The organism is Orrella dioscoreae, from assembly GCF_900089455.2.
GTDB lineage: Bacteria > Pseudomonadota > Gammaproteobacteria > Burkholderiales > Burkholderiaceae_B > Orrella > Orrella dioscoreae.
The window spans coordinates 2203895-2223475 of record NZ_LT907988.1 but is presented as its reverse complement, the minus strand read 5'-3'; the positions used below and the strand labels follow the sequence as shown (position 1 = coordinate 2223475).

Here is a 19581-nt window from a genome sequence, read left to right as displayed (position 1 = left end):
CAGCATGATGCCCATGCGTGCCCCGCACCTCTCCCGCTCCCTGCAACCGGCGCCGCGCCGCGCCCCGCTGGCGCTCGCCCTGGCCAGCGCCCTGCTGCTACTGGCCGGCTGCGCCACCGACAAGCAGCAGCGTCCGGCGCCCATGGCGCTGCCGGATTCCCCGCTGGTACGCGCCACCACCGATGGCGGCACGCCCGCCACGGTATCGGGCGTGAGCGGCGCCCCGGTGCGCATGCAGGAAGCGCCGCGCCAGCGCGACCTCGGTCCGCTGCGCGTGCGCAATGAACCCACCCGCGCCGTTGCGGCAGCCGAAGCGGCCGGCGCCCAGGACAGCGGCGAGCGCGTCACGCTGAACTTCGTCGAGGCCGACCTGCCCGCCGTCGTGCGCGCCCTGGCCCGCTTCACCGGCCGCAACTTCATCGTCGATCCGCGCGTGAAGGGCCAGCTGACGCTGGTTTCCGAAGCCCCCGTCACCTCCCGCACGGCCTACGACATGCTGGTGGCCGCCTTGCGCATGCAGGGCTTCGCCATCGCGGAATCGGACGGCATCAGCCGCGTGGTGCCCGAGGCGGACGCCAAGCTGCTGGGCGGCGTCGTCACCGACGGCAGCGGCAGCCCCACCGGCAGCGGCGGCCTGGTCACGCGCGTGTTCGCCTTGCAGTATGAAAACGCGGCGAACCTGGTGCCCGTGCTGCGCCCCATGATCGCGCCCAGCAACCCGATCAACGCCTACCCCAACAACAACACCCTGGTCGTGACCGACTATGCGGACAACATGGCGCGCATCGCCCAGGTCATCGCCGGGATCGATACGCCGGCGTCGCTGAACGCCGACATCATCCCCGTGAACCACGGCGTGGCCAGCGACATCGCGGTGCTGGTGGGCCAGTTGCTGGACGCCCCCCAGGGCGCTGCCGGCAACGATGCCTCGCAACGCGTGACCGTCATCGCCGATCCGCGCAGCAACAGCGTGCTGGTGCGCGCCAGCAGCCCGGCGCGGGCGCAGCTCGCGCGCGAGCTGGTGCGCCGCATGGACAGCCCCAACACGCGCCCCGGCAACCTGCACGTGGTCTATCTGCGCAACGCCCAGGCGGTGAAGCTGGCCGAAGTGCTGCGCGGCACGCTGACGGGCCAGAGCGGCAACCCGACCGGCGGCGAGTCCAGCCTGAGCAGCGGCGGCGGCAGCGCGGGCGGCGCTTTCGGCAGCAGCAACCGCAACACCGGCACGAACAACGCCTCCACCGCACGCAATGGCATGGGCGGCGCTTTCGGCGACAGCAACACCAGCGGCGCCATGGGCGGCAGCGGCCAGCTGGGCGGCGGCAACACCACCCAGTCGGTGGCTTTCTCCGCCGGCGGCGCCACCGTGCAGGCCGACCCCACCACCAACACGCTCATCATCTCCGCGCCCGAACCGCTCTATCGCAGCCTGCGCGAAGTCATCGACCAGCTCGACCAGCGCCGCGCGCAGGTGCTGGTCGAAACCCTGATCGTGGAAATTTCCAGCGAGAACGCGGCGGAATTCGGCATCCAGTGGATGACGGGCGGCGGCGGCCTGGACGGCAATGGCACCTCCTTCATCGGCGGCGCGAACTTCGGCGGCACCGGCCTCAACCCCAACGCCGGCACGACCATCGACGCGCTGGGCGCCGGCCTGAGCCTGGGCGTGGTGCGCGGCACGGTCAACGTGCTGGGCCAGCAGATCGTCAACCTGGGCGTGCTGGCCACCGCGCTGCAGCGCGTCTCGGGCACGAACATCCTCTCCACGCCCAACCTGCTGACGCTGGACAACGAACAGGCCAGCATCATCGTCGGCCGCACCGTGCCCTTCGTCACGGGCTCCTACGTCACCAACTCGGGCGACGGCGCGGGCAATCCCTTCCAGACCATCGAACGCGAAGACGTCGGCCTGACGCTGCGCCTGCGTCCGCAGATTTCCGAAGGCGGCACCGTCAAGCTCGATCTCTACCAGGAAGTGAGCAGCATCGACGAGGCCGTGCAGTCGACCGCCGGCATCATCACGCGCAAGCGCGCGCTGGAAACCAGCGTGCTGGTCGACAACGGCCAGATCATCGTGCTGGGCGGCCTGCTGGAAGACACCAGCAGCGACAGCACGCAATCGGTGCCCCTGCTGGGCGACCTGCCGCTCATCGGCTCGCTGTTCCGCTACGACCGCCGCCAGCGCTCGAAGACCAACCTGATGATCTTCCTGCGCCCGCACATCGTGCGCTCCGCCCAGGACAGCAGCCGCGTCTCGCTGGATCGCTACGACTACATGCGCCGCCTGCAGGACAACGCACGCCCGGAAAGCCACTTCGCGCTGCCCGACACGGATACGCCGCAACTGCCCGCGCTGGACGACAAGGGCCAGCCCGTGTCGCTGGACCTGCGCCCCGGGAACGTCGACGACACGCTGCGCCACGGCACGCCGCCCGCCACGGCGGAAACCGTCGAGCGCCATGCCGCGCCGGTGCAGCCGCCCGTGCCCGCCGCGCCCGTCGGCGGCCCGCCCCGCATCGCCAGCACGGCGGCCGAGGACGTGCCGCAGGACGGCCCCGCGCGCGTGCTGGAAGTGGCCAACGCCGCCACCCCCGACGAGGCGCAGCGCATCGTCAAGCGCATCCGCGCCACCGGCCTGAACGCCTATACGCAGGTGGCTCCGGGCGGGACAGGCACGCTGGTGCGCACCCGCGTGGCCAACAACGAATCCGTGCAGGCAGCCCAGGCGCTGCTGCGCGGCCTGGGCTACAACGCCCAGCCGCTGTAAGGAGACAGGGATGCAGGCCTCGAACTCGCTGCCCTATGCCTGGGCGCGCGCGCAACGCGCGCTGCTTTCGGTGCGGCCGGACGGCGTCTGGCTGACCTTCAGCCCGCGCACACCCAAATGGGCGCGCGCCGAGGCCATGCGCTGCAATCCGCAGGCACAGGTGCGCGAAGCGCCCGACGAAGAGCTGGAAACGCTGCTGGCAGCGGCCTATGCCGGCAACGGCGATGCCGCCACCGTCATGGACACGGCCCAGAACGAGATCGACCTGGACCGCCTGCTGCAGGACATGCCAGACGTGACCGACCTGCTGGACGCACAGGACGACGCGCCCATCATCCGCATGATCAACGCGCTCTTCACGCAAGCCGCGCGCGACGGCGCCAGCGATATCCACATCGAGGCCTTCGAGACGCACTCGGTGGTGCGCTACCGCGTCGACGGCACGCTGCGCGACGTGGTCAGTCCGCGCCGCGCGCTGCACAATGCATTGATCTCCCGCATCAAGATCATGGCCAACCTGGACATCGCCGAGAAGCGCCTGCCCCAGGACGGCCGCATTGCCCTGCGCGTGGGCGGCCGCCCCATCGACGTGCGGGTGTCGACCCTGCCCACGGGCCACGGCGAACGCGCCGTGCTGCGCCTGCTGGACAAGGAAGCCGGCCGCCTGCAACTGGAAAGGCTGGGCATGGCGCCGGACATCCTGGGCCAGCTGGACCGGCTGGTGCGCCAGCCCCACGGCATCGTGCTGGTGACCGGCCCGACAGGCAGCGGCAAGACCACCACCCTCTATGCCTCGCTGGCGCGGCTGGATGCCACCACCAGCAACATCCTGACGGTCGAGGATCCGATCGAATACGACCTGCCCGGCATCGGCCAGACCCAGGTCAACTCGCGCATCGACATGTCTTTCGCCCTGGCCCTGCGCGCCATCCTGCGCCAGGACCCGGACGTCATCATGATCGGCGAGATCCGCGACCTGGAAACCGCACAGATCGCCGTGCAGGCGTCGCTGACGGGCCACCTGGTGCTGGCCACGCTGCACACCAACGATTCGGTCTCGGCGCTGACGCGCCTGACTGACATGGGTGTCGAGCCCTTCCTGCTGTCGTCCTCGCTGCTCGGCGTGCTGGCCCAGCGCCTGGTGCGCAAGCTCTGCCCGCATTGCCGCGAGACCACCGCCACGCCCGACGGCTCGCCGGCCTGGCGCGCCGTGGGCTGCGAACGCTGCAATCACACCGGCTATTCAGGCCGCACGGGTATCCACGAACTCTTCGTCATCGACGAAAACCTGCGCGGGCTCATCCACGCCGACGCGGGCGAACCCGCGCTGCGCGAAGCCGCGCGCGCCAACGGGATGCGCACGCTGCGCGAAGACGGCGAACGCTGGGTGCGCGAAGGCCTGACCTCGCAAGAGGAAGTCATCCGCGCCACGCGCGACGCCTGAGCCCGGACAGGAGACCGCCATGCCGTCCTTTCATTACGAAGCCGTCGATGCCGCGGGCAAGCGCGAACGCGGTCTCGTCGACGCCGATTCCGACCGCGGCGCGCGCGGCGTCCTGCGCGGCCGCGGCCTGGTGCCGCTGTCGGTCAAGGAAGCCGGCCGCACCCGCGCGGGCGTGCAGGGCCGCTTCGGACCGACGCTGTCCGACGCGGACCTGGGCTGGCTGACGCGCCAGCTGTCGGGCCTGCTGGCCGCCGGCCTGTCGCTGGACGCGGCGCTCTCGGCGACGCTGGACCAGTCGGAAAAACGCCACGTGGCCCACGCCCTGGCGGCCGTCCGCGCGGACGTGCGCGCCGGCCACCGCCTGCAGGACGCGCTGGGCGCCCGCCCGCGCGACTTCCCCGAGATCTATCGGGCGCTGGTGGCGGCCGGCGAGGAATCCGGCGACCTCGCCCGCGTGATGGAGAAGCTGGCCGACTACATCGAGGAACGCAACGCCTTGCGCGGCAAGGTGATGACGGCCTTCATCTATCCCGCCATCGTGGCGGTGGTGTCCGTCTGCATCGTGTTCTTCCTGCTGGGCTACGTGGTGCCGCAGGTGGTGGGCGCCTTCGCCCACACCAAGCAGCAATTGCCGCTGCTGACCCGCATGATGATGGGCGCCAGCAGCCTGGTGCGCGACTGGGGCGTGATCGCAGCGGTGGCGCTGGCCCTGGCCGTGACGCTGTGGCGGCTGCGCCTGCGCGCGCCGGCGGCGCGGCTGGCGTGGCACGCCAAGCTGCTGAAGCTGCCGGTGTTCGGCCGCTTCGAACTGGGCGTGAACGCGGCGCGCTTCGCGTCGACGCTGGCGATCCTGGGCGGCAGCGGCGTGTCGCTGCTGCGGGCACTGGACGCGGCGCGCGACACGCTGACGAACGTGCGCCTGCGCGCCGCCGTGACCGACGCCACCAGCCGCGTACGCGAGGGCGCGGCACTGGCCGCCTCGCTGCAAACCCAGCAGGTCTTTCCGCCCCTGCTGGTCCACCTGATCGCCAGCGGCGAACGGACCGGGGACATGCCGCCGATGCTGGAGCGCGCGGCGGGAACCTTGTCGCGCGACCTGGAGCGACGGGCGATGGCGATGACGGCGATGCTGGAGCCGCTGATGATCCTGATCATGGGCGGAGTCGTGCTGGTGATCGTGCTGGCGGTGATGATGCCGATCATCGAGATGAACCAGATGATCAAGTAGAGACGCTGCTGGAGGGGGCTTGATTGGATTCGGGGGCGTTGGCTTGGGTTGTCATGCGCCGCTGGGTTGATGGCTTGTGTTGTGCACTGCTAGGTTGACGGCTTGCGCACCGCTTCGTTGACGGCCGCCGAGGGTGGTCGTGCCGTCGGTCGCCTGCCGCGTGGTGGGGCGCCCACAGCGCCCCGCCCCCCGCAGAAGGCGCCCGCCGTCCCGCCCACCCTCGACGTCCTGCAATGTTGTGTTCTGGACCTTGGGTAGCCACCTTGGTCCTGCTCGCATTCTTGCCTTCTGCTCGCTGCCTGCCCGAAGATCTTGGCTTGCCGCTGGCCGGAGGGCGCCCACAGCGCCCTCCGGTCAGCATTCGGGAAAGCAATAGGGCAGCTTTTGGGAGAGTGGGGGCGAGAGGTGGAGGGGGGAGGCAGCGCGCTTCGGGCTACGGGCGCCGCTTGGCCGTGTTGCCTGCTTGGGGAGGCTGCTCCACCACCGCCACCAATTTGCCGAAGCCGCCTGGCTCATCATGCGTCTCGGTGCCTCTGCCCGCGCAAGACTCCCGCCATTCAGTCACGCTGACGGAACAACGCCTCCAAGCAGACAACGCAGCCTCACGGGGGCCCCCGCCCGAAGCGCGATGCCACCCACCTCCACTCCCCTTCCCCCCTCTCTCAAAAGCTGCCCCTTTTTCTTTCGCGAATGCTGACCAATGGGCGCTGTGGGCGCCCATTGGTCAGCGGCAAGCCAAGATCTTCGGGCAGGCAGCGAGCGGCAGGCAAGAATGCGAGCAGGACTCCGGCGGCTGACTCCGGTACACACCACTCAACCGCAGGACGTCGAGGGTGGGCGGGACGGCGGGCGCCTTCTGCGGGGGGCGGGGCGCTGTGGGCGCCCCACCACGCGGCAGGCGCCCGACGGCACGACCACCCTCGGCGGCCGTCAACCTAGCGGTGCACAAGCCGTCAACCCAGCGGCGCACAACACAAGCCATCAACCCAGCGGCGCATGACCGTCGACCTAGCAGCACACACCCCCAAACCTGGCAAATTCCCCCCCATTGACCTGCGTCAATACCCCCTACCTCCCCCTCCCTTATTGTTCCGTCAACGGCCCCCGGTCCGGTTTGGCGCCCCCCCTTAAACGCCATGCCGGGCCGGTCAGGCCGTGCCAACCCCGAGGCGCCGCAAGCGCGCTTCTCTCCTCCGCCGCCTGCCGCGGCCCAAGGACTCTCAATGCAGACACTCGACGCCCGCATCGCCAGCTTCCTGGAGGACAACCATGTGCTTTCCCTGGCCACCTGCTGGGCCGGCAAGCCCTGGGCCGCCAACGGTTTCTATCTTTACGACGACGCCGACACCAGCCTCATCATCCAGGCCGCGCACGACACCTGGCATGGCGGCACCTTGCCGCTGAATCCCAGCGTGGCGGGCTGCATTGCCGGGCAGGCGCTGTCCGTCGATGACATCCTGGGTGTGCAGTTCTCGGGCACGGCCCGGCTCATCCCCATGGAAGAACTCGAAAGCGCCCAGCGCGCCTTCTATTGCCGCTTCCCCTCGGCCATCGCGATGGCGGCGCCGCTATGGCGCATCGCGCTGAACCATCTGAAGCTGACCGACAACCGGTTGCTCGGCTTCGGCGGCAAACTGGTGTGGCGCCGCGAAGCCGTCGCGGCCTGACGCCCCGCCCTCACGTGCCAGGCGGCGCGGCAGCACCAGGCTGACCCGCAGCCCGCCCTGGCCATCCTGGCCGCCGGCATTGGCGGCAAGCACCTCGCCGCCATGCGCGCGTGCGCAGGCCTGCACGATGCTCAGGCCCAGGCCTGCGCCGCCGCCCGTCGGCACCGCGCTGCGCACCCGGTAGAACGGCTGGAAGATGCGTGCCAGTTCCGCCTCGGGCACGCCCGGGCCCGCATCCAGGATTTCCACCCGCGCACGGTCGGCGTCGGCCGACAGGGACACCTGCACCAGGCCGTCCTGCCGGCTGTGCCGGATGGCATTGCGCAGGATGTTCTCGACGGCGCTTTCCAGGCTGGCGTGATCGCCGCGCATCGGCACCGCGTTCGCCACATGCCAGGCAATCCGCACGCCCCGCGCAGAGGCCTCGAAGCGGCCGTTTTCCACGACCTGGTCGACGATCTCGGAGAGGTCCACGGCATCGGCCGGCAGCGTCATGCCGCCCAGGCGGGCCAGGCGCAAGGTGTTGCCCACCAGCTCGTCCAGCCGTTCGCCTTCGCGCGCGATCCGGTCCAGCTGCAGGTCCAGCGTGCCGTCCTTGCGCCGCGCCAGCTCCACCGACAACTGCAGGCGCGCAAGCGGCGAACGCAGTTCATGCGCCACGTTGCGCAGCAAGGCCTCGTGGGCCTGCACGAAATCCTGCATGCGCTCGGCCATGGCGTCGAAATCGCGCGACAGTTGGCCCAGCGCGTCGCCCCGGCCGCTCAAGGCGGCGGGCGTCCGGGCATCGAGCCTGCCCACGGCAAGCAGGCGCGCGGCGTGCTGGATGCCTTGCACCGGCTTGTTCACGGCCCGCGCCAGCAGCCAGCACAAGGGCGCCGTCACGACCAGCGCAATGGCGATGAGCGCCACCAGCACCTGCCAGGCGCCCAGGGCATCCCATTGCGAGGCATCGTAGGGCTGGAACACCACGCGCAACGACTCACCCGACGGCAGCACCACGGATTGCGGCTCCCACCACGACAGGCGCACGGCATCGGGGCTGGAAGGCGCGGCGTAATAGGCCATGCCGCGCAGCGCATCGCTGGCATAGCTTTCCGGCGTGCTGTCCAGCAGGTCACGCACGCGCAAGGGAATCTCCCGGCCCAGCAGGTCCTGGCCGTTCTCGCCCACCAGGTAGATGCGCAAGGCGGAATAGCGGCGGTCCATGGCCTGGACCCAGCGCCGCAAGCCGGTCTCCCCTTCAAGGCGCGCCAGCTGGCTGGCGTCCTGCATCAGGTTGGCCGGACTCAGGCGGTCCAGCGAGGTGACGCGCTGCCAGGCAACGGACGCCGTCAGCGCGACGCCCACCGCCACGATCGCGGCCATGCCCAACCAGAACGCCAGGAAGCTGCGCCAGAACATGGCGCTCAGGGCACCGAGGGGCAGGCCAGCACGTAGCCCTGCCCGCGCACGTTGCGCAAGGTCAGCGGCGCATCGTCGGCCGTCAAGTCGAGTTTCTTGCGCAGGCTGCTGATGTGGGTCTCGACGCTGCGGTCATACGGCCCGGGCGCGCGGCCCAGTGCGTAAAGCCCGATGCGCTCGCGCGAGACGATCTGCCCCAGCGAGCGCAGGAGCAGTTCCAGGATGCGCTGCTCGGCGCCGGTGAGCTCCACCGCGGTCTCGCCCAGGCGCGTGCGGCCGCTGGCCGGATCCATCGACAGGGCGCCGGCCGTCAGCAGGCCTGGCTGCCGCGCCTGGCTGTCCGCCACGCTGAAACGGCGCAGCACGGCGTGGATACGCGCCTTCAGTTCACGCGGACTGAAAGGCTTGGCCAGGTAATCGTCGGCGCCCAGCTCCAGCCCCAGCACCCTGTCGGTTTCCGACCCGTGGGCCGTGAACATGATCACGGGTTTGTGGGACGCGCCACGGTAGCGGCGTAATAGATCCAGGCCATTGGCGTCGGGCAGCATCAGGTCCAGCAAGGCGATGTCGAAGTCCTGCTGGGCAAGCAGTTCGCGTGCCCGGGCGCCCGTGTGGGCCAGCGACACCACGTAGTTGTCGGGTTCGAGGTACTCGCACAGCATCTGCGCCAACTCGACGTCGTCATCCACGAGCAGCACACGCCGCTTCTCGTCGGCGGAGGGAGGAAAGGGAGTCATGCGGGCCATCCTCCACGCGCGGCGTGCAAGGCAGCGCCAGAGTCAAGAAATGCAAAGAACATCAAAGTATGGGCAAGAGGTGTTGCTGAGGCATTTTGGGGCAATTCTAATATGAGAATTGTTTTCATTCATATTCAGAAACGGCTTTGGCAGACGGTGCCAGCACAGCCTCGACAGTACGGAGAAGCTCGAATCATGCAGCCCCAGGCAACACATCACATTTCTCGCGTCCCGCGGCGCACCAGGCTTGCCGCGGCACTGTGCCTGCTTGGCACTGGCAGCGCTTTCTCCAGCGCGCTGGCACAGTCGCAAGCTGTCGCCGTGCAGACGCTGGACAATGTGGTCGTGACCGCCTCCGGGCACGCGCAGGCCATCCAGGATGCGCCCGCCTCCATCAGCGTCATCACCCGCGATGATCTCGACAAGAAATTCTATCGCGATGTGCACGACGCACTGGCCGATGTGCCGGGCGTGATCGTGGATGGCGGTGGCGATCGCCAGGAAATCCTGCTGCGCGGCATGGGCTCGCAATACACCTTGATCCTGATCGACGGCAAGCGCCAGAACTCTCGTGAGACGCGCACCAACTCCGACGGCGCTGGCGTCGAAGGCGGCTGGACCCCTCCCCTGTCGGCCATCGAGCGCATCGAGGTCGTCCGCGGCCCGATGTCCTCGCTGTATGGCTCCGATGCCATGGGTGGCGTCATCAACATCATCACGCGCAAGGTCCCCACCGAGTGGTCGGGTGAAATCCGCACCGATGTGACGATCCAGGAGAACAATCGGTCGGGCGATATCTACCAGGGCAACTTCTACCTGGGCGGCCCTATCAAGACCGACCTGCTGGGACTGCAGGTCTACGGCCAATACACCCAGCGCGACGAAGACCGCATCATCGGTGGCTTCCGTGACCGCCGCGCAACCAGCGCCACCGCCAAGCTCGCACTGACGCCGACGCGCGACCACGACATCGTCCTGCAGGCCACCACCGGACGCCAGAAGCGGGAAGAAACGCCTGGCAAGACCCTCGAGGCCACTGGCGCGCTGTCGCTGAACGACTACCGCGAGGAAAAGTACTCGCTCTCGCACACAGGCCGCTGGGGCAAGGCAGTCTCGGACAGCTACGTGCAACACGAGACCTTCGACAACCGCTCGCGCCAGATGAAGATCAAGAACTTCGAGGCGCAATCGAGTTGGTCGCTGCCTCTGGGCGACCATATGCTGACCGTCGGCGCCAACTATCTGGAGCAGAAGCTGGATGATCAGACCGGCAACCAGTTGCGCACCGGCATCACCAACGTCGAACGCTACCAATGGGCGCTCTTCGCCGAGAACGAGTGGCAGATGACCGACAGCTTCGCACTGACGGCGGGCTTGCGCATGGATGACGACGAGAATTTCGGCACCCACTACAGCCCCCGCGTGTATGGCGTGTGGCACCTCGCCGACCGCTGGACGCTGAAAGGCGGCGTCTCCACCGGCTTCCGCGCCCCCAACCTGCGCCAGACCGTCGCGGGCTGGGGCCAGGTGAGTCGCGGTGGCAACATGTACGGCAACCCCGACCTGAAGCCCGAAAAGTCGGTCACGCAAGAGATCGGCCTGAACTATGACGACGGCGCGGGCTTGAATGCCGGCCTGACGCTATTCAACAACGACTTCAAGGACAAGATCACCCGCGTGACTTGCCCGGCGACGCAATGCACGGATGGTCCCAACCAATTCGGGCGCGACCCCACCACCTACGAAAACGTCGATGACGCGATCTCGCGCGGCGTGGAAGCCAGCCTGGGCTGGGATCTGTCGGCCGCCTGGTCGGTGAAGAGCAGCTATACCTATACGAAGTCGGAGCAGAAGTCCGGCCAGTACAAAGGTCAGCCTTTGAACCAATTGCCCCGCCACATCTTTACCACCTCGCTGAACTGGCAAGCCACGGAAGGACTGCAGACCTGGGCACGCGTCACCTATCGCGGCCGTGAGAGCCAGCCCATCACCCAGGCATCTTCGAGCACCATCGTGGCGCCTTCCTACACGTTCTTCGATCTGGGCGCATCCTACGCCATGACCGAACGCGTGACGGCCTATGCCGGCATCTACAACCTTTTCGACAAGACGGTCACCAACGACGATTACGGCTATGTGGAAGACGGACGCCGCTATTGGCTCGGTCTGGGCGTGAAGTTCTGATTCATCGATTTGAAACAGTTCGGCGCCGCTCGTCTTGCGCGGGTGGCGCCACCCATGATGTGATGCGCGTCTTGTCATCAGGATTGTCCATCCGCCGCACATGCTTCGCCTGGCACGACCGTTACGTTTCCTCCGCAGCACAAGGAGTTCCATCCCAATGTCCACCCCTTCCCTTTCCGTCCGGCGCTGGACGCGCGGCGCGGCCACGCTCGCCCTGAGCCTGTGCGCAACCTTCGCCCATGCCGACACCCAGCAGGTCAAGCACGCCCGCGGCACCACCGCCGTCGCGTCGCCGCCCGCCAAGGTCATCTCCATGGACGTGGCCTCGCTGGACACGCTGAATGCCCTGGGCGTGAACGTCGCCGGCGTGCCGGTCGCCAGGTTCCCGCCCCGCCTGTCGCGCTACGAGACCGACCAGGTGCTGCGCACCGGCACGCTCTTCGAGCCCAACTACGAAGTCATCCACGCCGCCAAGCCCGACCTCGTCATCGTGGGCGGCCGTTCGGCCGAGAAGTACCCGGACGTGGCACGCATCGCCCCCACCATCGACCTAACCGTCGACCAGAAGGACCTCGTGGGCAGCGTGCTGCGCAACACCGACACGCTGGCCAGGCTGTTCCACAAGGAAGCCGAAGGCGCGGCCCTGTCCAGGCAGCTGCAGGAGGCCATCGCCGGCCTGAAGCAGCGCGCGGCGGGCGCCGGCACCGGCCTCATCGTGCTGACCACCGGCGGCAAGATGAGCGCCTATGGCCCCGGCTCGCGTTTCGGCGTCATCCATGACGCCTACGGTTTCCCGCCGGCCGTGCGCGACCTGAACATGGCCAACCACGGCCAGGCCATCTCCTTCGAGTTCATCGCCAAGACCAATCCCGACTGGCTGCTGGTCATCGACCGCGACGCCGCCATCGGCCGCGAAGGGGTCGCCGCCAACAAGTACCTGGACAATGAACTGGTGCGCCGCACCACCGCCTGGAAGAAGAAGCAGGTGATCTACCTCGACAGCACCAACTGGTACCTGCTGGGCAATGCCAGCGTCCCTGCCATGCTCTCCAACATCAAGCAGATCGTCGACGCCCTCGATGCCGCCAAGTAGTGCCCCACTGGCCGCTGCGCCATCCGCGCGGCTGGCCAACCCTGCGTGGTTGTTCGGCCTGGTGGCGTTGCTGCTGGGCCTTTGCGTCATCAGCGTGGGCATCGGCGCCGGCGACCTCTCCTGGCCCGCGCTGCGCGATGACCTCCTGGCCGGGCGGCTGGACTCCGACGCCTGGCAATTGCTGCTGATCAGCCGGGTGCCCCGCACCCTGGCGCTGCTGTTGGCCGGCGTCTCGCTCGCCGTCGCGGGCATGATGATGCAGATGCTCGTGCGCAACCGCTATGTCGAACCCTCGACCGCGGGCACCATGGAGTCGGCCGCGCTGGGCATGCTGACCGTCGCGCTGCTGGCGCCCGGCCTGCCCGTGGTCGGCAAGATGCTCGTCGCCACGGCCTTCGCCATGGCGGGCACGCTGCTGTTCCTGGGCATCCTGCGCCGCGTGCCGCTGCGCTCGCCGTTCATGGTGCCGCTGGTGGGTCTGGTGCTGGGCGGCGTGGTGGAAGCCACCACCACCTTCTTCGCCTACCGCTATGAAATGCTGCAGTCCCTGCGCGCCTGGACCGTGGGCGATTTCTCGGGCGTGCTGCGCGGCCGCTACGAACTGCTGTGGATCGGCCTGGGCCTGTCCTGTGCCGCCATGCTCGCCGCCGACCGCTACACCGTGGTCGGCATGGGCCGCGACTTCACCACCAACCTGGGCCTGAACCACCGCAAGCTGCTGCTGACCGGCCTGCTCATCGTCTCGGCCATCGCGGCGGTCGTGGTGGTGACCGTGGGCAGCATTCCCTTCCTGGGCCTCATCGTGCCGAACGCGGTCAGCATGCTGCTGGGCGACAACGTGCGGCGCTCGGTGCCCTGGGTGGCGCTGCTGGGCGGCGGCTTCGTGCTGGCCTGCGACATCCTGGGCCGGCTGGTGCACTTCCCCTATGAAATCCCCATCGGCACCGTGGTGGGCATCGTCGGCAGCGCCCTCTTCCTGACCCTGCTGCTCAACCGCCGGACCCGCGCCGGCTGAGCCCGCGACGACGCACCGTGACCGCAAGCCTGATATCCCTTCTTCCCCGCGCCTCGCGCCTGACCGCCCCCTGGCGGCTGGCGCTGCTTGCGCTGGCCGCGGCCGGCGCCATCACCGCGTTCATGACGCTGGGCGCCAACGGCAACTGGGGCTTCGTGCTGCCCTTTCGCAGCGGCAAGCTGGCCGGCATGCTGCTGGTGGCCTACGCCATCGCCGTCTCGTCGGTGCTGTTCCAGACGATCACGCACAACCGCATCCTGACGCCCTCCATCATGGGCTTCGACGCGATGTACGTGCTCATCCAGACCATCCTGGTCTTCGGCCTCGGCCTGGAGTTGAACGGCAAGGGCGCGCCGCCCGTGGCGAAGTTCCTGGCCGAGGTCGCGCTCATGACGGCCTTTGCCTGCCTGCTGTTCCGCTGGCTCTTCACCGGCGCCGCCCACAGCCTGCACCGCGTGATGCTGGTGGGCATCGTGTTCGGCCTGCTGTTCCGCAGCCTGTCCTCGTTCATGATGCGGCTCATCGACCCGAACGAGTTCCTGGTGCTGCAGGACCGCATGTTCGCCAGCTTCAACAGCATCCAGACCGAGCTGCTGGGCGCCTCGGCGGTGGCCGTGGCGGGCGCGTCGCTGGTGGCCTGGCGCCTGCGCCATCGCTACGACGTGCTGGCCATGGGCCGCGACGTCGCCATCAACCTGGGCGTGGACTATCGCCGCACGCTCATGCTGACGCTGGCGCTCATCGCCGTCATGGTGTCCGTGTCCACCGCGCTGGTCGGACCCGTCACGTTCTTCGGCCTGCTCGTCAGCAACCTGGCCTATCACCTGATGGGCTCGGACCGGCATCGCCTGGTCGTGCCCGCCGCGGTGCTGCTGGGCGTCGTCATGCTGGTGGGTGGCCAGGCGCTGCTCGAGCGCGTCATGGGATTGAGCGTACCCGTCAGCGTCGTCATTGAATTCCTGGGCGGACTCGTCTTCCTCGCCCTCGTCACCCGTAGATTGCGCCGATGATCGAAGTCAAGCAACTCAGCAAACGCTATGAAGACACCGTCGTGGTAGACGGCGTCACGCTCACCATTCCCGCGAAAGGCCTGACCGCCATCATCGGCCCGAACGGCGCGGGCAAGTCCACGCTGCTGTCCATGATCAGCCGCCTGCTGCCCATGAGCGAAGGCCGGGTCAGCGTCGACGGCCTGGACGTCACGCGCTGCGACAGCCGCGAGCTGGCGCGCCGCCTGGCCATCCTGCGCCAGGACAACCACCTGCCGCTACGCCTGACGGTGCGGGACCTCGTGGGCTTCGGCCGTTATCCGCACAGCGGCGGACGGCTGACGCTGGACGACAAGACGCACATCGACCGGGCCATCGACTACCTGTCGCTGGGGCCGCTGGCCGACCGCTACCTGGACGAGCTGTCCGGCGGCCAGCGCCAGCGCGCGTTCGTGGCGATGGTGCTGTGCCAGGACACCGACTACGTCCTGCTGGACGAGCCGCTGAACAACCTGGACATGCGCCACGCCGTAGCCATGATGCAGCTGCTCAGGCGCGCCGCCCGCGAGTTGGGCAAGACCGTGTTGGTGGTGCTGCACGACATCAACTTCGCGTCGTGCTATGCCGACCGCATCATCGCCATGCGCGACGGCAAGCTGGCCTATCACGGCACGCCCGACGAGATCATCCAGCCCCCAGTGTTGCGCGAGCTTTACCAGATGGACATCGCCGTCCACGAACTGGACGGCCAGCGCATCTGCGTCTATTTCTGAAGCGCGCTGCCCGCCAGCGTGGCCGGTGACGCGGCAGGCGGCAGGCCGGGCGCGCGGGCCCATGCCAGCGCGTCCTCCAGGCGGTCATCGCCCCAGAACATTTCCTCTCCCACGAAGAACGACGGCGCGCCGAACACGCCCCGCCGGGCCGCCGCTTCGGTCTGGGCCTTCAGCGCCGCCTTGGCGGGCGCCTCGCCCGCCTGTTCGAGCAGCGTGGAGGGCAACCCCAGCGCCTGGAGCACCGCCGCGATGACCGCTGGAGACTGGATATCGCGATCGTGCACGAAGTTCTCGCGAAACACCGCCTCGCAGAAAGGCCGGCACCACGCCTCGTCCTGCCCCTGGATGGCGATGCGCGCGGCCAGCAGGCCCAGGCGCGGTACGGCGCTGGGCTGCCGGTACGGCACCCCGAAACGCGTGGCGCGGCGCACGACGTCGCGCAGCATGTAGAGGCCCTTGCTCGGATAGAGCCGGAACGGCGTGTCATCCCAGCCCTGGGCCTTGAAGATGGGCCCCAGCATGAAGGGCCGCAAGACCACCGTCACACCCGCCTGCGCAGCCAGTGGCCCTCCACGCACCAAGGACAGATAGCTGTAGGGACTGGCGAAATCGAACCACATTTCAATCGTGGCCGAGGGACGCGACGCGGGATCGGGGTGAACCATGAACGCTCCTGAAGACAGTGGCGGGAGACAGGCGGCAAGCCTTTGATCTTACGCCCGGCAAGGCCTCCTCCCTGCCTGGGAAAGACAGGAATGATATGATCCATATACGATTCATATAAAGGCGTATTCCATGGGCATCGTAAACATCGACGATGAGCTGCACGACCAACTCCGCAAAGCCAGCGCCGTGGCCTGCCGTTCCATCAACGCGCAAGCCGCGTTCTGGATCAAGATCGGCATGCTGAGCGAAATGAACCCCACGCTGAGCTTCAACGAGATCGTGCGCCGCGAGTTGCGCGCGGCCGGCGTCGACGCGCAGGCGCTCACCGGCGCCCCGGCATGAGCAAGCGGCCGGAGGAAATCGCCCTGATGGCGGAATCGGGCAGGCTGCTGGCGGAAGTTTTCACCTACCTGGACACCCTGCCGCTCATCGGCATGTCGACCCTGCAGGTCAACAATATGGTGGACCGCTACATCACGGACACGCTGCAGGCCCGGCCGGCCAGCAAGGGGCAGTACGGCTATGCCCATGCGCTCAATTCCTCGCGCAACCAGGTCGTCTGCCACGGCGTGCCATCGGCCACCGAGATCCTGCGCGACGGCGACATCGTCAACTTCGACATTACGCTGGAGAAGCACGGCTACATCGCCGATTCCAGCAAGACCTACCTGGTCGGCGAGGTCTCGCCCGCCGCCCGGCGGCTGGTGCAGATCACCTACGAAGCCATGTGGAAAGGCATCCAGGCGGTGCGCCCCGGCGCGCGCCTGGGCGACATCGGCCACGCCATCGAGCAGCATGCCAGGCGCAACGGTTATTCCGTCGTGCAGGAATACTGCGGGCACGGCATCGGCCGCGAGATGCACGAGTCGCCTCAGATCCTGCACTGGGGCAAGCCGCGCACCGGCCAGGCCTTGCGCGAAGGCATGACCTTCACCATCGAGCCCATGATCAACCAGGGCCGCCGCGAGGTCGAGACCGAGGACGATGGCTGGACGGTGGTCACCCGCGACGGCAAACTCTCGGCCCAGTTCGAGCACACGGTGGCCGTCACGGCGGACGGGGTCCGGGTGCTGACGCTGCGGCCGGGGGAAAAGCCCTTGCGCTGAAGGGCGGCGCGGACGCGCGCCGGCGCATGGAACATTGGCGGGCATGACGCGTCTGAACCAGAACACCGTCACAGAGCGACCCGCCATGCCCGTCCCAGCCCTCCTCCGCCCGTGCCGTGCCCGCGCACCGCTGATGCGCAAGGCCCTGGCGCTCGTTGCCACGGCCACCCTGCTGACATCGGGCGCATCCTCCGCGCGTGCCGCCGACGCCGTATCCGCCACGCCCCTGGGCACCGTGCTGGCGCAGGCCTGCGCGCTGGCGCCGCTGGAAACGGTCATCGTCGCCCGCGAGGGGCAGGTGCTTGCGGAACGCGGCTGCCGCAAGCATCGCACCACCGAACCCACCAACATCAAGTCTGCCTCCAAGTTGGTCATGTCCGCGCTGGTGGGCATCGCCATCGACAAGGGCGTGCTGACGGGCACCGAGCAGCGCGTGGCGCCGCTGCTGGCTTCCGCGCTGCCACCCGACCCCGACCCGCGCCTGCAGGCGCTGACGATCGGCCACCTGCTGTCCATGCAGGCCGGGCTGGGCTCGACATCCGGCGCGAACTATGGCGCCTGGGTCGCCAGCCGCAACTGGGTGCGCGCGGCGCTGGCGCGTCCCTTCGAGGGCGAGCCGGGCGGCCGGATGATCTACTCCACCGGTTCGACGCACCTGCTGTCGGCCATCCTGACGCGCCAGAGCGGGCGCTCGTCCTTGCAACTGGCGCGCGACTGGCTGGGACCGCTGGAGGGCTTCGAGATCACCAGTTGGACCCGCGATCCGCAAGGCATTCCGCTGGGCGGCAATGAAATGGCCATGAGCCCGCGCTCGCTGCTGGCCTTCGGCGAACTGTATCGCCGCGGCGGGGTCAACGCCTCCGGCGAGCGCCTGCTCTCGCAGGCCTGGATCGACGCCTCGTGGCAACCACGCACGCAATCGCCCTGGACCGGCGACGGCCATGGCTATGCCTGGTTCCTGACGCGTATCGCGGGCGAAGACGTGCGCTACGGCTGGGGCTATGGCGGGCAGATGCTCTATGTCGTGCCCAGGCTGGGCATGACCGCCGTCATGACCTCGGACGCGCGCAGCGCCTCGGCCCGCAACGGCCACCGCGGCGACCTGCACCGGTTGCTGGGCCAGATCATCGCGTCGGTCGACGACGCGCCGCCGACGCGATCGACGCATCGTCGGCCTTGAACGAAAAAAAACGCCAGCGGCGCAACGCGCCGAGGCGGCCAGGCGGGAGCATGAGCCTTCCCCCCAATCCCGCGCCCGCCATCGGACGGGCACGGTCCATGCCAGGCAATGCTCAGAAGCGGTAGCCGACGGCGATCGTGGGCACCCACGGATCGATCTTGGCGGTGCCGATCTTCTGGCCGTTGAGCTTCACGTCGGTCGAGATGTCGATGTAGCGCAGGCTGGCGTTGAAGAACCAGTTCTTGTCGATCATCACGTCGGCGCCGATCTGGGCGGCGAAGCCCCAGGAATCGGACAGGCTGACCTTGCTGCCTTGCAGCGCGCCCACGGCCTTGGTGTCGAAGAAGTTCGTGTAGTTCAGGCCGATGCCCACGTAAGGCTGCACGCGCGACTCAGGCAGGAAGTGCCACTGCACCGTCAGGGTGGGCGGCAGTTGCTTGCTTTCGACGATCTTGCCGTTCACGGCGCCCGAGCCGTGCACATCGTGCTTGAAGGGAACGGCGGCCAGCAATTCGATCCCGACGTTGCGCGTGGCCATGTAGGTCAGGCTCAGGCTGGGACGCGTGGAGCTGTCCGCATCCAGATTGATCGCGCCGTTCAGCGCGCTGCCGTTGTCCGACTTCGGACGCACCTGCGTGACGCCAGCCTTGAGCAGCCAATCGCCTGCCTCGTGCGCCTGAACGGGCGCCATGGTCAGGCCGGTGGCCAGCAGACTGGCGGCAATCAGGCCAGCGCGTACGGAGGAATTCATGGTCTTCTCCAAAGGGAATATGTCGAAGCCATACTGTCTCAGCCGCCCCGCGGTCCCGCCTTGCGGCATATCAAGCCGCGCCGGTTTGCCCCGCCGGGCGCACGCCGCCTAGAATGCCGGGTTGCGCCAGCACCACAGCGCCCCTGTTTTGCGCGGCATTCATCATCCCCCGCAGTCCTGCCTTGCGCGCCCCCGCGCCGGAGATCACCGTGTCCAAAGACGTCGACGCCATGAAGAACTTCCTTGCCAGCCTGGGCCTGCCCTGGACGCCCGGCAAGACGCAACGCGCCGAGCTGAAGGCCAGCTATCGCATCGGCAACACGCGCCCGCTGACGGTGGAACGCACCACCGTCGAATTCAACTGCGACGAGAACCGTCCCCGCATCTGGGTGCCCGAGTTCGCGCGCACCAGCTTCCACGTCTGGTTCGAAGCGCCGCAGCAGTCGTTCGACTTCGCCCCGAACGGCACCATGCTGAAGATCCGCAACACCGCCCACGGCAATGCCGGCGCGTACACCGTGGGCCTGAAGCCGCTGTAACGCACGCACGCGGTCACGCCGCACGCCGGGCGCGGCGGGAA

At 68.2% G+C, this 19581-nt stretch carries 17 protein-coding genes; 13 read left to right on the top strand and 4 right to left on the bottom strand.

Going from position 1 to position 19581, the window contains the following annotated elements; translation table 11 throughout:
* Positions 1 to 13: 13 nt before the first annotated feature.
* The 4 genes from gspD (at position 14) to ODI_RS10370 (ending at position 7106) form a co-directional block, all read left to right on the top strand.
* Positions 14 to 2767: a type II secretion system secretin GspD gene (gspD, locus tag ODI_RS10385; protein ID WP_082985419.1), complete on the top strand. Its 2754-nt coding sequence runs from the start codon at positions 14 to 16 to the stop codon at positions 2765 to 2767.
* A 10-nt stretch (positions 2768 to 2777) separates the two neighbouring features.
* The gene (gene gspE / locus ODI_RS10380) at positions 2778 to 4211 is read left to right on the top strand and encodes a type II secretion system ATPase GspE (protein WP_067756904.1); all 1434 of its coding nucleotides are present in this window, start codon (positions 2778 to 2780) and stop codon (positions 4209 to 4211) included.
* Positions 4212 to 4230: 19 nt separating this feature from the next.
* On the top strand, positions 4231 to 5439 hold the full coding sequence (gspF, locus tag ODI_RS10375; RefSeq protein ID WP_067756901.1) for a type II secretion system inner membrane protein GspF: 1209 nt from the start codon (positions 4231 to 4233) through the stop codon (positions 5437 to 5439).
* Between the two features lie 1223 nt (positions 5440 to 6662).
* Positions 6663 to 7106, top strand: coding sequence for a pyridoxamine 5'-phosphate oxidase family protein (locus ODI_RS10370; RefSeq protein ID WP_067759864.1), 444 nt, complete (start codon positions 6663 to 6665; stop codon positions 7104 to 7106).
* Here the strand turns inward: ODI_RS10370 and ODI_RS10365 are convergent.
* Positions 7008 to 8507 (bottom strand): HAMP domain-containing sensor histidine kinase, encoded by a 1500-nt coding sequence (locus tag ODI_RS10365; protein WP_067759867.1) that lies wholly within the window; start codon positions 8505 to 8507, stop codon positions 7008 to 7010. The two genes, ODI_RS10370 and ODI_RS10365, sit on opposite strands and share 99 nt — an antisense overlap.
* A gap of 5 nt (positions 8508 to 8512) precedes the next feature.
* Positions 8513 to 9244 carry a response regulator transcription factor gene (locus ODI_RS10360; protein ID WP_098020892.1) on the bottom strand — a complete coding sequence of 244 codons (732 nt, stop codon included), beginning with the start codon at positions 9242 to 9244 and terminating at the stop codon, positions 8513 to 8515.
* Positions 9245 to 9439: 195 nt separating this feature from the next.
* Between ODI_RS10360 and ODI_RS10355 the strand changes: the two genes are divergently transcribed.
* The 5 genes from ODI_RS10355 to ODI_RS10335 all read left to right on the top strand — a co-directional run bounded on the left by ODI_RS10355 (position 9440) and on the right by ODI_RS10335 (position 15298).
* Positions 9440 to 11428 carry a ligand-gated channel protein gene (locus ODI_RS10355; RefSeq protein WP_074046865.1) on the top strand — a complete coding sequence of 663 codons (1989 nt, stop codon included), beginning with the start codon at positions 9440 to 9442 and terminating at the stop codon, positions 11426 to 11428.
* Between the two features lie 157 nt (positions 11429 to 11585).
* On the top strand, positions 11586 to 12521 hold the full coding sequence (locus ODI_RS10350; RefSeq protein ID WP_067759871.1) for a siderophore ABC transporter substrate-binding protein: 936 nt from the start codon (positions 11586 to 11588) through the stop codon (positions 12519 to 12521).
* Positions 12508 to 13536 carry an ABC transporter permease gene (locus ODI_RS10345; protein ID WP_082985530.1) on the top strand — a complete coding sequence of 343 codons (1029 nt, stop codon included), beginning with the start codon at positions 12508 to 12510 and terminating at the stop codon, positions 13534 to 13536. Before ODI_RS10350 ends, ODI_RS10345 begins: the two co-directional genes overlap by 14 nt.
* 17 nt (positions 13537 to 13553) lie before the next feature.
* Positions 13554 to 14546: an iron chelate uptake ABC transporter family permease subunit gene (locus ODI_RS10340; RefSeq protein ID WP_408635925.1), complete on the top strand. Its 993-nt coding sequence runs from the start codon at positions 13554 to 13556 to the stop codon at positions 14544 to 14546.
* Positions 14543 to 15298 carry an iron ABC transporter ATP-binding protein gene (locus ODI_RS10335; RefSeq protein ID WP_067759874.1) on the top strand — a complete coding sequence of 252 codons (756 nt, stop codon included), beginning with the start codon at positions 14543 to 14545 and terminating at the stop codon, positions 15296 to 15298. The genes ODI_RS10340 and ODI_RS10335 overlap by 4 nt, the downstream gene beginning before the upstream one ends.
* Here ODI_RS10335 and ODI_RS10330 read toward each other — a convergent pair.
* Entirely contained in the window at positions 15289 to 15963 is a 675-nt protein-coding gene (locus ODI_RS10330; RefSeq protein WP_067759876.1) for a 2-hydroxychromene-2-carboxylate isomerase, read from the bottom strand. The two genes, ODI_RS10335 and ODI_RS10330, sit on opposite strands and share 10 nt — an antisense overlap.
* Before the next feature lie 130 nt (positions 15964 to 16093).
* Between ODI_RS10330 and ODI_RS10325 the strand changes: the two genes are divergently transcribed.
* From ODI_RS10325 to ODI_RS10315, 3 genes are all read left to right on the top strand, one after another.
* Complete coding sequence (locus tag ODI_RS10325) at positions 16094 to 16306, top strand: ParD-like family protein (protein WP_067759879.1); 213 nt, start codon at positions 16094 to 16096, stop codon at positions 16304 to 16306.
* The gene (gene map / locus ODI_RS10320) at positions 16303 to 17070 is read left to right on the top strand and encodes a type I methionyl aminopeptidase (RefSeq protein WP_067759881.1); all 768 of its coding nucleotides are present in this window, start codon (positions 16303 to 16305) and stop codon (positions 17068 to 17070) included. Before ODI_RS10325 ends, map begins: the two co-directional genes overlap by 4 nt.
* Positions 17071 to 17203: 133 nt before the next feature.
* Positions 17204 to 18250, top strand: a complete 1047-nt coding sequence (locus ODI_RS10315; protein ID WP_067759883.1) for a serine hydrolase domain-containing protein — start codon at positions 17204 to 17206, stop codon at positions 18248 to 18250.
* A 112-nt stretch (positions 18251 to 18362) separates the two neighbouring features.
* Here the strand turns inward: ODI_RS10315 and ODI_RS10310 are convergent, their stop codons facing one another.
* Positions 18363 to 19001 carry an OmpW/AlkL family protein gene (locus ODI_RS10310; protein ID WP_067759886.1) on the bottom strand — a complete coding sequence of 213 codons (639 nt, stop codon included), beginning with the start codon at positions 18999 to 19001 and terminating at the stop codon, positions 18363 to 18365.
* A 209-nt stretch (positions 19002 to 19210) separates the two neighbouring features.
* Here ODI_RS10310 and ODI_RS10305 point away from each other — a divergent pair, with 209 nt between their 5' ends.
* Positions 19211 to 19540, top strand: coding sequence for a hypothetical protein (locus ODI_RS10305; RefSeq protein WP_067760158.1), 330 nt, complete (start codon positions 19211 to 19213; stop codon positions 19538 to 19540).
* The last annotated feature ends 41 nt before the right edge of the window (positions 19541 to 19581 follow it).